Source organism: Saccharothrix sp. NPDC042600 (assembly GCF_040647305.1).
GTDB classification, from domain to species: Bacteria; Actinomycetota; Actinomycetes; order Mycobacteriales; family Pseudonocardiaceae; genus Actinosynnema; species Actinosynnema mutabilis.
Window position 1 is genome coordinate 214589 of sequence record NZ_JBEZBW010000002.1, and the last position, 12918, is coordinate 227506.

The window sequence follows — 12918 nt, forward strand, 5'->3', positions numbered from 1 at the left end:
TCTCGGGCTGGGGTCAGGCTTGGGTGGTGTCGGGTTGGGGTGTGGCTTCGCCGTATCGCTGTTGTGCGCGTTCGGCGAGGGTGCGGATCATCGATGAGGGGGCTCCGCTGTCCAGTGCCATTCCGATCAGCGTGGCCATGCGGTGGCCGGGGACGGTGTTCTCGGCGTGGCGTTGTGCGAGGACGGCGAGCAGGACGTTGCCGCGCAGGAAGGCGAACAGGGCGAGCAGGACGGCGGGTTCGGCTCGTTCGGGTGCGGGGCAGGTTTTGACCAGGTCGGTCCAGAGTCGTTCGGCTGCGGCGGCGTGCTCGCCCAGGGCGAAGGTGAGGCACCTGTCGCGCACGTCGAGGTTGGACAGCGCGTAGGCCAGGTCCGCGGTTTTCTGGTCGGTGAGGGGTTCGTGGCGGTGTGCGGCGCGTTGGACTTCGCGTTGCACCAGACAGAACAGCTGTTCGGGCTGTTCTTCGTCGGGGTGTCGGGCCATTCGGCCGGCGATGGAGTCCAGCAGTGCGCTGCGTCGTGCGAGTGCGTCGTCGGGGTCGGGTTCGAGCATGGCGAGCAGTGAGCCCGAATCGGGGTAGACGACCTGGTTGCGTGCCGCGACCAGCGGTAGGGGTGTGCCGTCGGGGTCAGGTAGTGCGCCGCCGCGGCCGGGGTTGGCGTACTGGAACCAGCGTTGTCCGGTGCTGATGTCGGGGACGCCGAATACGTCGAGTTCTTGGTTGTTGCGGGCGAAGGCGGCCGTGAGGTGGGCGGCGAGCAGGTCGTGGCGCGGTGGGCCGTCGGTGTCGCCGATGATGCAGGCGACCATGGCTGCGCCGGAGAAGCTTTTGCCGCTTTCGGCGATGGTGGTGGCGAAGGCCCGGTTGGTGGGGTCGTTGTGGTGGTAGTGGGTGGTGAGCAGCATCGCGCCTTCATAGAGCGCGAAGAGCACCACGCCGTCGGTCGGGTGGTAGCCCATGATGGCCGGGATGGATGCGATGAGGCTGCCCGGGTCGGATAGTTCCTGGGGTGCCTGGTCGATGCGCGGGCCGGTGGTGTCGTGCTGGTTCATGGTGTCGCCTCAACACGTGTGGTCGAGGTCGGAAGCAGAATCGGTGGACCGCTTTCCCCTGCCCCCGACACTGGTTGTGGGGCGCGGATCGGGTGTGGTGCCCGCCGCGCGGGGTGTGCGGACAGGGTGGTGGTGGTTGGGGCAAACGCGGTTTGTTTGCCCTGACCGCCAGCACCCTGTAGAACACGCGAGCGCGGCGGGCACCGCGCTCGATTCGTGCGTGTGCTGGGTTTTCAGAGCGCCCATTCGCGGGACGCGTCCACGATGTCGGCGAGTTCGGTCGGCGGGATTCCGCGGTTGACCGCGCGCAGCAGCAGGCCGGCCAGCGTGTGGTCGGGGCGGGCGTCCAGTGCGCGGTCGAGCGCGATCATCGCCAGGGCCCCGTCGCCTCGGATGTAGGCGTACATGGCCGGCAGCACCGCCGGTTCAGCCGGTCACCAAATTGCGGCCGGTGGCCGGGCGGGGCGGGGTGCGGTCGTCGGAGGTCATCGGTCTTCTTCGTGGTCGGCTGTGGGCATGGGTGGGCCGTGTGAACGGCGCGCGGCCGTGGAGTGTTGGGGGTGTCAGAGCGCCGGGGGTGTGATCAGCTTCCGCATCTGCCGGGGCGGGATGCCGCGGTCGAGGGCGTGGCGTAGCAGGCGGGCCAGGCTGTGTCGGGGGTTGGCGGTGAGGGCGCGGTCGAGGGCGACCGCTGCGAGGGCTCCGTCGCCGCGGCTGTAGGCGCTGAACGCCAGCAGCGCGGCAGGCTCGGCACTCTCCGGTGGCGGGCACGTGCGGGTGAGGATCAACCAGAGCGTTTCCGCCGCCTCGGCGTGGGGACCGCCGGGCAGGGACAGGCACGCGTCGCGCACTCCTGGCATGGTCAGGGCGTGGCAGGCGGCGGTGATGTCGGTGTCGGAGAACCGCTCGTCGCCGTTGGTGATCCGTTCGATGGCGCGGCGGATCGGGTCGGTTCGGGCGGTGAGCCACTGGTTGTCGAGGCGGTCTCGGTCGGCGTCGAGCAGGGCGGCGCGTCGGGTCAGCACGTGGTCGGGGTCCGGGGCGGTCTGGGTGACCAGCGCGTCGCGGCTGGGCTGGGTGACGAGGCCTTTCGCGACGGCGCGCACGGCCAGCTCGGACACGGTGGGGTCCGGGAGGACACCGGTGTGTTCGGCGTGGCCGTAGTCGAACCACGGGACGCCGCGGGCGATGCGAGGGACGCCGAACAGCAGCACGGGCATGCCGGCGGTGGTGAACTCCTCCCCTAGGTGGTGGGCCAGGTCGTGGTGGTGCACCGGTGTGCCGACCAGGACGACGACGGCGCGTGCCCCTTGCGGCGAGCGGACTTCGCGGTGGGCGAGTTGGGTGGCGATGGCGCGGTAGCGGGATGGGTCGGCGGGGCAGTCGGTGCGCAGCGTGCAGTCCACGTGGCCGTCGCGCAGCACGATGACGACGATCGAGTCGGTGGGGTAGAACCCCAGCAGGTGCGGTATCGCGGCGATCAGCTTCCCGGGGTCGGTCACCGTCGGCACCGTGTCGGGCCGGGGTCGCTGGTTGCCGCCGTGCGTGTCGTGTGTCATCGGAGATCGCCTTTCTGGACGCGGTGTGCGCGATCAGCAGGTGGTCCTGTGTGGACTGTCGGGTGTGGCTTGTCGCAGGGCGAGGGCCTGTTCGACGTGGTGGCGTTCGGGTCGGTCGTTGCCGTCGAGGTCGGTGGCGGTCCACGCCAGCCGCAGGACCGTGTCGAACCCGTGGCGGGTCAGCGCCCCGGCTTCGCGGGCGCGGCGCAGCGGCGCGGTGACCCGCGTGGGCAGGGTCAGCTCGTGCAGCGCGTCGGCGGGGACGGCGGCGTTGGTGACCTCGCGGGTGGAGTCGGGCGGGGTGGCTTCGCGCCACCGGTCGGCGGCGCGGGTGCGGGCGGTGGCGACGCGGGCTCGGGCGTGCGCCAGCGCGCGCTCGACCTGGTGTGCTTCGTCGGTGCGCGGGTTGCGGATGGTCGCGGGGTGGCCTGGGGCCGGGGTGAGCCGGATGTCCAGCGCGTCCAGCAGTTCGGGCGGGAGCGTCGAGCGGGTGCCCGGTGTGCGGGTGCACGTGGCGAACAGTTGGCAGCCGGCCGGGTAGCGCAGCGGGTGCCCGCCGCGCACGAGTAGGACCGCCCGGTAGCGCAGTACGGCTCGGAGTCGTGCGAGCAGACTGCCGGGGAACTGGTCGAGTTCGGGGGCGACGAGCACGCCGCGGTGGGCTCGGCTGACCGCGCCAGGCAGGGCGCCGCCGATCAGTGACGCGGTCGAGCCGCTGGGGTGCACGGTGACCAGGGGCGGCGTGCTGACCAGGACGGCCGCGTCCTCGCGCGAACCGATCAGTGACCGGATGGCGGCGAGTTCGAGCTGCTGGTCCGGGGTGAGGTCGGGCACCAGGTGGTGCAGCCAGCGCGCGGCAGGCAGGGTGCCCGCGCTGTCGAGCGACTCGACCAGTAGGTGGTGCCCGCCCGCGGCGGCGACCTCCACCGCGCGTGACAGCGGGGCTGCCAGGGCGCGGGTCGGTGGGAGGAGGTCGTCGGACACGGGCGGGGCAGGTGCCGCCGGGTGCCGCAGGGCGGTGTCGTCGCCGGTGAGCCAGGCCGCGACTTCGGCCAGGGTGCGTGCGCCGAGCGCTTCGATGCCGGTGACGAGCGCGGCTTGGGTGAGCGCGGCGGCGGGCACGATGACCCGGCGGATGCCGTGCGCGCGGGCCGATTGGAGCGCGGGCAGCATTCCCGGGGTGGTGCTGAGGGTGCCGTCGTGTTCGAGTTCTCCGAGCACCGCGGTGCGGGCTAGCCGCCGCGCGGGCACCCGGGACGTGGCGGCGAGCACCGCGACCGCCACCGCGGCGGCCCCGGGTTCGGACTCCGGAGGATCGAGCGCGACCTCGACGCAGGAGTCCCGGCGTCTGGGGGTCGAGGTGGCCAGGGCGGCGCGGACCCGGTCGCGCAGCTCGCCGCCGTCGCTGCGGGCTCTGCCGGTGATGGTGAGGGTGGGGCGTGGACCGTCGGCCCGCGTGGCGGTGAGGGTGAGCAGGTGGCCGGTCAATCCGTGCAGGACGACGGTGCGGACGGTGGACATGGCTTCTCCTTGGTCGAGAGGGATGCGGCCGGGGGTGGCTGCGGCGGTGAGGCGTGCGGACAGCAGGGCGGTGTCCGGGGGCGAATGCGGTTTGTTGCCCCCGGACACCGCCCTGATGTAGGTCTCGGGTCGCGGCGGGCGCCCCTGGCGGGACAGGGCTCAGGGCGTGATGTGGCGTGGGTGGCGGCGGCCCCAGGTGATGCCGTCGCTGATGGCCCGTTGGCGTTCCTTCTCGCTGTAGGCGCCGTCGGCCACGTGCCGGTCGGACGCGGCGCGCAGCGTCTGGATGATCAGTGCCTCGTCCAGGCCCGGGAGTCGGCCCATCCGCGCGGCGGCGCGCAGCAACGCGAACCGGCGTGTTCCGGGCAGCGCGGTGCGGACGCGGTGGGCTTCGTCGGCCAGTGCCGCGCGCAGGTAGGAGCCGAGGTCGCCGTCCCGGACGGTGACCGGGGTGTCGGTAGGTTCGGGTGGGGTCAGCGCGTCGGCCAGCCAGCGCGGCAGGGGTGCGACGGGGACGTCGAGGACCGGTTCGTAGCGGCCTTCGCCGATTCGTGCGCCGGCGGCGAGGACGTAGCCGTGACGGGCGCGGGTGTCCACTAGCGGGCCCAGCCTGCCCTGGGTGTTGTGCAGCGGGGTGCCGGCGGGCTCGGTGAAGTACAGGTGCAGGCCGTTGTTCGGTGTGCGGACCGTGTAGGTGTGCCACGGCACCCGCTCCCCCGCCGCTCGCGCCGCTCGCGCCAGGGTGTGTTTGCCGTGCCCGGCGACCGGGTGACCGTGGCCGGTACCGTCGTCGAGGTCCAGCACGACCAGACCGGCCGGGCCGGTCGCGATGGCCGGGTTGGTGTGCGGGTGCTCGGCCCACCACCGGGCGATCCGGTGCGGGTCGGTGGACGCCCGGTGCTCCCAGTCCGGCACGGCGGGACGCTTGGCCCCGGGAAGCGCCGGGAATACCGGCCATCCCCGCCGCAACGCGGCCAGCGCCGCCTCGACGAGCGGGGTTTCGGTCACGGCCCCTCCCGGTCGGGCGGGAGGGAGTCGAGTTCGACGTCGGCGTGGGTGGTGGCCAGCCTCGCGTGTCCGTCGCGCAGCAGCTCGTGCACGCCCGCTGAGGCCGCCGAGGTGATCGGTCCGGGCACGCCGTACACCCGCCGCCCCAGCGATGTAGCGGTCCGGGCGAGGTGGAGGGCGCCGCTGCGCCAGCCCGCTTCCACGACTACCGTCGCACCGCCCAACGCCGCCAACAGACGGGTGCGCGCGGCGAACCGGTATCGCACCGGCGCGGCCCCGACCGGGTACTCGCTGACCAGCAGCCCACCGTGCCTCACCACGTTCTCCAGCAGCGCCGCGTGCCCGGCCGGATAGGCCTGGTTCACGCCGCAGGCCAGCACTACCACGGTGGGCTTGTTGGCGGTGAGCGCGCCGCGGTGGGCGGTGCCCTCGATGCCGTAGGACCCTCCGCCTACCACCGTCACCCCGGCCCCGGCGAACGCGAACCCGAACCCACCGGCGACATGGCAGCCATAGCCGGTGGCCGCCCGGGACCCGGCGATGGTCACCGCCGAGCACGTCACCGCCGCGAGCGAGGCGTCGCCGCGCACGAACAGCGCCAACGGTGGCACCGACCCGGCTTCCTCCAGCGCGGCGAAGCGTTCCCGCGGCCACTCGGTGTCCTCCGGGGTGAGCAGCCGTACCCCGCCGCGGTCCAGGGCCTCCAGGTCGGGGCCGATGTCGGCGTCCGGCCGGTTGACCTCGGCGACCACGGCGGCCGGGGCCGTGCCCGCCCGGATCGAGGCCGCGGCCTCGACGACACCGACCGTGGCGACGAAGTCGTGCACGGCGGGAGCCAGCGGCTCGGCGGCGCGCTTGACGTACAACAATGCATACAGTTCCGATAGATTCAACGACATGATCCACACCTTCACTTACTTGACCGGTAATCTTGCTATCGAACTGGCCGAGTTAGTCGACGCCAGCCGGGGCGGAGGCGAGTGTGACGCCTCGTCCGCGCGGCATCCGGAGTCGGTGAGCATGTGATTGGTGGCGCCGGCTGACGCGGCGGTGAACCCGACGGTCGCCTTGTCCAGCGCCTGGACCGGAGCAGGATCGTAGAACTGTTCAACTTGGAGGTGGCGAGCCACGGGGACTGAGATGCACAGTTGCCGACGGACTCGACGACTTATCCCAGTAACGATCACCACCACTCTGGCGATGGTTCGGGTTGAACGGTTCGCGAAGAACTGTAGGACACACGAAAACCAGGAGTTGGCATGCCGATCTCACTCCCCCCGGACCCGCCAGCGATCGTTGAGAAGGTCCAGGACGCCATGCAGGCCGAGATGGAATCGAAGCAGCAGCGGGACAAGCGCAAGGACGGCATCGAGCAGGGCGTGAACGCGAGCAACCAGCCGAAGACAAGCGGCAAGTAGGCGCAGTCCGACATGGCCGATGCACGCGGGTCCGCGCGGGCGCGGGACAGCTACGACAAAACCGAACTGGATCTCAACCGGCTGATACAGTATGCCAAGAAAGTTGCGCGTGAATGTCGTTCCACCCCGATCCCGGAGCGGACTCGCAGAAAACAGAAGTCGGTCCCTGACACCGTGACGCGACGTGCCGGACTCCTTGGACTCCGCACCGAGGTGGCGCAGGTGACAAGGACGGTTCAGGTGAGCGAGCGCGTGATCGGGCCGCACTGGGTTCTTCGGAGGACCAATCATCACATCGAATCCCAGGAAGCCGGGAAAGCGATCGAATACCACGAGCAGAACTACTGGGTCCTTCAAGAAGACGGGACCTTGTCGAAAGTCTGGGAGTGGGAAGAATTCACGCGCTGGCCTGACGGCACAACGAGAGTGGAACAGGACTGCACTGCGACGCCAATGACCGAGGCCGACATCTTGCGCCTGGACCACCTGGATCGACAGTATGACAACAGCGACAGTCGGAGTGGCACCAAGATTTGGGGCAATCGGGAGCCGGGCAAGCGGATCCGACACGCCAAAGGCGTTGGGCTATCAATGGCTCTCAAGGAACTTTTGGGCTAGATAGCCCAGCGGTCGAATACCAGTGGGGTTCGAGCGTGTCCACCGCGTGGGGTCGGGCACGTTGAGTATGACTGCGGTAAAGGGTGTCGCGGCTGGGTCGATGAGCACGCGCCTGCAGTGGGTTGGTGCCCATCCCGTAGGACCAGATGTACGGGATGGGCGTTGCAGCGTTGGTAGTGGTGTATGAGTGTCCTTCTCATGGTGGCGCCCTTGGCGTCATGCGGTTGCTGGTGTCATTCGCGGAGGCGGAGAGGGCCAGCGGGGACGTGACGCCGCCGCGTCGTTTCTGAAGGATCGCGACGTCTTTGCCGGCGCGTTCCCGGAACCGACGTTCGCGTTCCTCCTAGTCGGCGTAGCGTTCGGGGAGTGGGTGCGGATGCGCAGTCAGTGCTTTTGCCCGCCCCGGCACGCACGGCGGTTTAGACGCTGAGCAGGTCGAAGGCCGCCTGTTTGCGTTTGAGGACCCCGCTGCCGCCCAGTACGCGCAACGCGCGGGTGTGGTCGTCTCGGGCGGGGTCGTAGTGGTCGAGGTATTCGGTGACGGCCTGCAGCGCCGCCCACCGGGTGCCGCGGATGTTGTGCTGGGTTCCGGCGTCGGTCCACAGCCGCATCAGCTGGCCGCGGCGGCGGTCGGCGTTGAACCGGGCCCGCGGCGAGGCGGTGGCGTCGTTGACCGGCCACACGATCTCGACGACGTCGCGGAACTCGTCGGTGGACAGGTCCGCGGCGATCATGCGCTTGGCCTGATCCTCGAACGCTTCGGCGTAGTCGTACATCAGCCGCAGCTTCGCACGGATGTCGTTGATGTCGAGGGTGGCGTTGCGGGTGTGGCGGATGGCGACCGAGGCGACCTGGCCGCGGATCACCATCGGGAGCTGGTTGGCGCACGCCACCCGGAAGGGCACCAGGCTGACCCGGAACGCGGCGCTGCCGTCGTGGGAGTTGAACACCACCAGGTACAGCTGCACCGGGTCCACACCGGCGACGGTCACGGTGTCGGGCAGCTTCATCGTCACGAAGGTGCGCCGCCCCTCGTCGATCGCGCCGGCGTGCGCGAACCCGCCCGCGCCGGACTCGGCGACCAGGGCGTCGAGCAGGGCGGCCTGGTCCTCGTTCTGCCGCACCCCGTAGCCGGTTCCGACCGAACTGAGGTAGCGGGTGGCGCCGGTCGCCGGGTCGGTGCGCACGAGCATCACCTGGTCGGGGTTGCCGACGCGCAATGGCCCGTCCGGTGTGTCCTCCACACCGATCTGGGCGAGCTTGCGGATCCTCCACCCGGTCAATCCGGCGGCCTCCAAGGCGCTCATCGCGCTGCGGTGCCCGGTGACCTGGGTCCCGACCTGGTGCCAGGCGCTGCGCCTGCCCGGATGAGTGCTTTCTGGTGAGAGGTACATCGTCGTTGTCCTTTCCGTACACGGGAACGGGCTCGGGCCTGTGCGGCCCGAGCCCGTGTCGGCTTTTCTTTGGATCAGCTCGCCTGCTTCAAGTCCTCGACCGGCCCGATATCGGCGTCCAGCTCGGTGTCGGTGCCGACGTCGGCGTCGGCGCTCGGGTCGTTGACCAGCCGCTCGACCCAGTGCAGCCGGATGCCCCAATCGGCCAGCGCGGCGAAGTATCGCTTCTGCTCCCGCGTCGGGTTACGCCACGTCTCGACGCTGGTGGAGGCCTCGAACGCCGCGAGCACCACGGCCAGGCTGACCATGGTGGCCTGGTTGACGTTGGCCTTGCCCAACCCGGCGACCAGCGGGTCGGGCTTGTCGCGCTTGGGTTCCTTCAACCCCAGCAGCGTGCGGGCGAAGCGGTGCTGGGTCTCCATGCCGCGCCGGAGCTCGTGGCCGCCCGTGGTGAGGCTGTGGGCGAGGAACTGCGCGGCCAGCCGGGGCGGGGTCTTGCGCTGCAACAACTCCGCCAGCTTCCTGCGCCGCACCGTCTCGGCGGCGCGCCACGCCTTGTTGTTGCGCACCACCCGGGCGCGTTCCGCGCTTTTCTCCGGCGTCCATTCCTCCTTCACCAGGCCGGTGCCGGTCGGGCTCCAGCTGTCGACGTGGCCGTGCTGTTCCCAGTCCCGGCACACGAACACCGGCGTGGCGACGCCCTCGACGTTGTTCGACGTGACGATCGCCGCGTGCCCCGGGCAGGAGGAGTGCGCGGCGGGGTCGTCGTTCAGCGGTGTGCGGTCCTCGCGGCTGCGGTGCAGCCGGTCCAGCCGCCGTGCCCCGACCGGCAGCACCTCGCCGACGACCACGACACCGGAGGCCTTCAACTCCCGGCTCAACTGTTCGCATGCCTCACGCAGTTCGAGGCGCAGTCGCCACTCGGCCAGCTCGTTGTCGAACGCCTCCGGCTCGGCCGACAGGATCGTCATCAGCTCGTCGTAGGCGTCGGGTTCGTCCTCGAAGTCGGCCAGCCCGGCGGCCTGTTCCAGGCTCAGTTGCGGCAACTCGGACAACGTGGCCGTGACCGCCTTGCTGCGCCGCGCCTTCAACCCGGCCTCGACCACTTCGGGCACGATGCTGAGCTGCGTGGCGATGTCCTCGGTCGACAGGCCGAACAGGGTCAGCTGCTCGAACAGCTTGATCCGGTCGGCGGTGGTGTAGCCGCTGCGGACCTCGTTGGCCAACCAGTGGTCGCGCAGCACCTGCCACTCGGCCACGTCTTCCGACTCGGTCACCAACACCGGGATCACCGGGAACTTCTCCACCATCGAGCGCGCGATGATCGTGCGCGAGTGCCCGTCCCGGACCCGGATCCCGCCCTCGGGCGTCGGGTTGGCGATCACCGGGATGCTCACCCCGTGCTCCCGGACACTGCGGTACAGGTCCGGGTTGTCCTGCTCGATGTCGACGATCGTGCGCGAGTTCCGGTCGGTCAACAGCGTCCGCGGATCCAACAACTCGAACCGCGTGTTCTTCCACGTCATGGCAGCCACGACAAGCTCCTCCGGACAGACGAAGGACCGCGTTCTCCACCGGCGGTCCCTGGACACGCTCCGACCGCCGCCGGGCTCTGTGGTCCGTGGCGGGCGGGGCTCGCGCACCCCGGATGGCGGCGGGGGTCGTGTCACACCGCGTTCAGCGCGGGGCCGGGTTCTGCCCGACCGAAGGGAGGAAGCAGCAGAACCCGACCCGCGCCGCGGTTGACACGGCCCCCGCCGCCGTCCAGCGTGTGCCGACCCCGTCCGCCACGGACCACAGGGCCAGCCCCACCGCGAGATCACCCATTGGCGTTTCATCGGGCGCGAGTCGGCTGAGGACCCACCCCGTTCGGGTGAGGGGCAAATGCCCCCGCAACAAAGTTGCCCCCTTATGCGCTGCTCGCAGCACCGGACACAGTGGCCGCGACGGAACGCTCATCGCACCTGTCGTCGAGCAGACACCGTCATCAGCCGGGCGAAGAGGACGGTGCCCGGTGCCGACCAGCACAACGTCGATCCGATCCGAACCAGGTGGAAGACCCTTGTCCAGCGAGCCTTACACCACCCCGCCCCTCTGGGCGTACATCGAGGACAACCTGGCCGCGCGCCGGGCGACCCACGGGGACCTCGTCCGCGCGCTCGGCGTGCACCGCAGCCGCCTCACCGACTGGAAACGCGGCAAAGCGATGACCCCGAGCACCGCCCGAACCCTCGCCGCCTTCCTCGACAAGCCGCTGCTCGAAGTCCTCGTCGCCAACGGCTTCCTCACCCCCGAGGAAGCAGGCGCACCCCTCGCCCTGCGCCAACTCAGCGACTACGACGACCTGGCACTGATCAACGAACTGCGCCGCCGCCTCCGCGCACGCGGACACACCGAGCCGCAAACCGGCGACGGCACAGCGTGACGTCTAGCTAATGAGCCGTTCCAGCTCGCCTGCGATGCGCGGCCAGTCGAACGCGGCCAGCCCGTCCGGCCCGCGGCTGGTGATCGCGTCGGGGTCCAGCACCGTCACCCCGGCGGCGCTCAACCTGGCGATGCTCTCGCCATAGGCCGGATGCGCCCGCAACAACGCCTTCACGCACGGGGCGGCGAGGATCGGCACCTCCGCGGACAACAGCTCGTTGAGCACACCCAACGCCACGGAATCGCTGAACCCCGCCGCCCACTTGTTGACCGTGTTGAACGTCAACGGCGCCGCCACCACCGCATCCGCCCGCGGCAACGACTTCTCCGCACCCGGCGCACGCGCCGCCACCCGCACCAGGCACCCCGTCCGAGCGCCGATCGCCTCCACGTCGACCCAGGGCGCCGCCGTCGGCGTCACGATCACCCCCACGTTCCACCGCACGCCGAGCAGCAACTCGACCATGCCCTCGATCCGCAACACCGGCGGCGCGGCCGACGCCACCAGATACACCCACCGACCCGACGAGGTCACCCGAGCACACCGACCCTGCCCGCCAACCCCCTCAACCCCGGAACCGCATGACGGCGCTCCCGGCCCATCAAGTCCTCCACCACACCACGGGCCACATGCCCGGTCCTGAGCAACTCCGGCGCGATCCTCTCCGCCTCCAACAGGTGGATCACCGCCTCCGCGTCCCGCTCGCGCCGGGCATGCGCCCACGCGCTGTCCAGGTGGTACTGCCCCTGCCGCCCACGCAACCCTTCCGGCAAACCCGACAGATCAAGCCGCTCCCCCACCGACAACACCGTGTCCGGGTCGTCTATGGCTCAATCACCCCGAAGAGCCTTCAGCTCCCGCCGCAGCCGTCTCACCGACAGGCCGGTACTCGTCGGCCATGACAGCTCCAATCGACGCGCGCCCGGCAGGAATGGGCAGTCACGTGCTGTTGCGCTTCCGATTCTGTGTGTCATCGTAACGATGGTCCATAGTTCAGACTCGTACGGCACTTGTCTCGGACGCAGGCTCTTGACTGCGACAGTTCGCCGCAGGCGACACCGGGACCCGCCGCCTCGGGCTACGCGATGCATACCGATCGAAAATCTGCCACTGGCCGAGTAAAGTCGCTGGTCAAGAAGTGTCTTCCCCGCGCGAGCGGGGGTGGTCCCGGGCCGCGTGGTGTGCCGGCGGGCCACGGGGTGTCTTCCCCGCGCGAGCGGGGGTGGTCCGCCGCGCTGGACCAGCCGCACCGCATCGTGTGGGTCTTCCCCGCGCGAGCGGGGGTGGTCCCGTGACCACCCGTTCCCCGCTGACCTTCCGGCCGTCTTCCCCGCGCGAGCGGGGGTGGTCCGACGGGCGACTACAACGGGACACCGGTGTGGACGGTCTTCCCCGCGCGAGCGGGGGTGGTCCGGCGGGCCGGCGGCCGGCGGGGAAGACCTTCTCGTCTTCCCCGCGCGAGCGGGGGTGGTCCCCACACGATCCCGGCCACGACCCCGGCCCCGGCGTCTTCCCCGCGCGAGCGGGGGTGGTCCCCTGGTGGACACCGCAGCTCGGGACGTCGCGGAGTCTTCCCCGCGCGAGCGGGGGTGGTCCGCCGCTCACCTGGGCAAACCAATGGCAGCCCCAGTCTTCCCCGCGCGAGCGGGGGTGGTCCCACCTGGAGCACCTGGGTGAGCAGGTCGGCCATGTCTTCCCCGCGCGAGCGGGGGTGGTCCCCGACTGGCCGGGAAGCTGCCGCCACTGCTGGCGTCTTCCCCGCGCGAGCGGGGGTGGTCCGCCGCCGCAGACCCTGCGGTGCCGGACGGCAAAGCCGAGACACGGGACGGTCTTCCCCGCGCGAGCGGGGGTGGTCCCCGGGTCACGGCCTCGTCCATCCGGCGCTCTTGGTCTTCCCCGCGCGAGCGGGGGTGGTCCGGCG

General features: G+C 70.6%; 14 protein-coding genes and 1 CRISPR repeat array (1 of these 15 running past the window's edge). Of the genes, 4 read left to right on the top strand and 10 right to left on the bottom strand.

Annotated elements, in window-relative coordinates; translation table 11 throughout:
- Positions 1–13: 13 nt before the first annotated feature.
- From AB0A74_RS02970 to AB0A74_RS02995, 6 genes are all read right to left on the bottom strand, one after another.
- Positions 14–1054 carry a DUF4192 domain-containing protein gene (locus AB0A74_RS02970; protein ID WP_358247197.1) on the bottom strand — a complete coding sequence of 347 codons (1041 nt, stop codon included), beginning with the start codon at positions 1052–1054 and terminating at the stop codon, positions 14–16.
- A 233-nt stretch (positions 1055–1287) separates the two neighbouring features.
- Positions 1288–1473, bottom strand: a complete 186-nt coding sequence (locus tag AB0A74_RS02975) for a DUF4192 family protein (RefSeq protein WP_358247198.1) — start codon at positions 1471–1473, stop codon at positions 1288–1290.
- A gap of 144 nt (positions 1474–1617) precedes the next feature.
- Positions 1618–2613, bottom strand: a complete 996-nt coding sequence (locus AB0A74_RS02980; protein WP_358247199.1) for a DUF4192 domain-containing protein — start codon at positions 2611–2613, stop codon at positions 1618–1620.
- A gap of 33 nt (positions 2614–2646) precedes the next feature.
- Positions 2647–4134 carry an ATP-binding protein gene (locus AB0A74_RS02985; RefSeq protein WP_358247200.1) on the bottom strand — a complete coding sequence of 496 codons (1488 nt, stop codon included), beginning with the start codon at positions 4132–4134 and terminating at the stop codon, positions 2647–2649.
- Between the two features lie 159 nt (positions 4135–4293).
- Positions 4294–5142 carry a bifunctional DNA primase/polymerase gene (locus tag AB0A74_RS02990; RefSeq protein WP_358247201.1) on the bottom strand — a complete coding sequence of 283 codons (849 nt, stop codon included), beginning with the start codon at positions 5140–5142 and terminating at the stop codon, positions 4294–4296.
- Positions 5139–6041: a DNA-processing protein DprA gene (locus AB0A74_RS02995; protein WP_358247202.1), complete on the bottom strand. Its 903-nt coding sequence runs from the start codon at positions 6039–6041 to the stop codon at positions 5139–5141. The genes AB0A74_RS02990 and AB0A74_RS02995 overlap by 4 nt, the downstream gene beginning before the upstream one ends.
- On the opposite strand from AB0A74_RS02995, the gene AB0A74_RS03000 reads away from it, so the two are divergent.
- From AB0A74_RS03000 to AB0A74_RS03010, 3 genes are all read left to right on the top strand, one after another.
- On the top strand, positions 6040–6168 hold the full coding sequence (locus tag AB0A74_RS03000; RefSeq protein WP_358247203.1) for a hypothetical protein: 129 nt from the start codon (positions 6040–6042) through the stop codon (positions 6166–6168). The two genes, AB0A74_RS02995 and AB0A74_RS03000, sit on opposite strands and share 2 nt — an antisense overlap.
- Positions 6169–6401: 233 nt before the next feature.
- Positions 6402–6560 (top strand): hypothetical protein, encoded by a 159-nt coding sequence (locus AB0A74_RS03005; protein ID WP_358247204.1) that lies wholly within the window; start codon positions 6402–6404, stop codon positions 6558–6560.
- A gap of 12 nt (positions 6561–6572) precedes the next feature.
- The gene (locus tag AB0A74_RS03010) at positions 6573–7178 is read left to right on the top strand and encodes a hypothetical protein (RefSeq protein WP_358247205.1); all 606 of its coding nucleotides are present in this window, start codon (positions 6573–6575) and stop codon (positions 7176–7178) included.
- Between the two features lie 419 nt (positions 7179–7597).
- Here the strand turns inward: AB0A74_RS03010 and AB0A74_RS03015 are convergent, their stop codons facing one another.
- Positions 7598–8572, bottom strand: a complete 975-nt coding sequence (locus AB0A74_RS03015) for a DUF932 domain-containing protein (protein WP_358247206.1) — start codon at positions 8570–8572, stop codon at positions 7598–7600.
- Between the two features lie 74 nt (positions 8573–8646).
- Complete coding sequence (locus AB0A74_RS03020; protein ID WP_358247207.1) at positions 8647–10107, bottom strand: ParB/Srx family N-terminal domain-containing protein; 1461 nt, start codon at positions 10105–10107, stop codon at positions 8647–8649.
- 527 nt (positions 10108–10634) lie between these two features.
- Here AB0A74_RS03020 and AB0A74_RS03025 point away from each other — a divergent pair.
- Complete coding sequence (locus AB0A74_RS03025; protein WP_358247208.1) at positions 10635–10997, top strand: helix-turn-helix transcriptional regulator; 363 nt, start codon at positions 10635–10637, stop codon at positions 10995–10997.
- Between the two features lie 3 nt (positions 10998–11000).
- Here AB0A74_RS03025 and AB0A74_RS03030 read toward each other — a convergent pair whose 3' ends face one another.
- Both AB0A74_RS03030 and AB0A74_RS03035 read right to left on the bottom strand, forming a co-directional pair.
- Complete coding sequence (locus AB0A74_RS03030) at positions 11001–11510, bottom strand: flavoprotein (protein WP_358247209.1); 510 nt, start codon at positions 11508–11510, stop codon at positions 11001–11003.
- A gap of 17 nt (positions 11511–11527) precedes the next feature.
- Positions 11528–11797, bottom strand: coding sequence for a hypothetical protein (locus AB0A74_RS03035; RefSeq protein ID WP_358247210.1), 270 nt, complete (start codon positions 11795–11797; stop codon positions 11528–11530).
- A 340-nt stretch (positions 11798–12137) separates the two neighbouring features.
- Positions 12138–12918: a CRISPR direct-repeat array (repeat unit 28 nt; unit sequence GTCTTCCCCGCGCGAGCGGGGGTGGTCC); it runs 1460 nt beyond the window's last position.

Coding starts and splice junctions, on each gene's coding strand:
- AB0A74_RS02985 (WP_358247200.1), bottom strand. CDS start 4,134: ATGTCCACCGTCCGCACCGTCGTCCTGCACGGATTGACCGGCCACCTG.
- AB0A74_RS03005 (WP_358247204.1), top strand. CDS start 6,402: ATGCCGATCTCACTCCCCCCGGACCCGCCAGCGATCGTTGAGAAGGTC.
- AB0A74_RS02970 (WP_358247197.1), bottom strand. CDS start 1,054: ATGAACCAGCACGACACCACCGGCCCGCGCATCGACCAGGCACCCCAG.
- AB0A74_RS03010 (WP_358247205.1), top strand. CDS start 6,573: ATGGCCGATGCACGCGGGTCCGCGCGGGCGCGGGACAGCTACGACAAA.
- AB0A74_RS03000 (WP_358247203.1), top strand. CDS start 6,040: ATGATCCACACCTTCACTTACTTGACCGGTAATCTTGCTATCGAACTG.
- AB0A74_RS02995 (WP_358247202.1), bottom strand. CDS start 6,041: ATGTCGTTGAATCTATCGGAACTGTATGCATTGTTGTACGTCAAGCGC.
- AB0A74_RS03015 (WP_358247206.1), bottom strand. CDS start 8,572: ATGTACCTCTCACCAGAAAGCACTCATCCGGGCAGGCGCAGCGCCTGG.
- AB0A74_RS02980 (WP_358247199.1), bottom strand. CDS start 2,613: ATGACACACGACACGCACGGCGGCAACCAGCGACCCCGGCCCGACACG.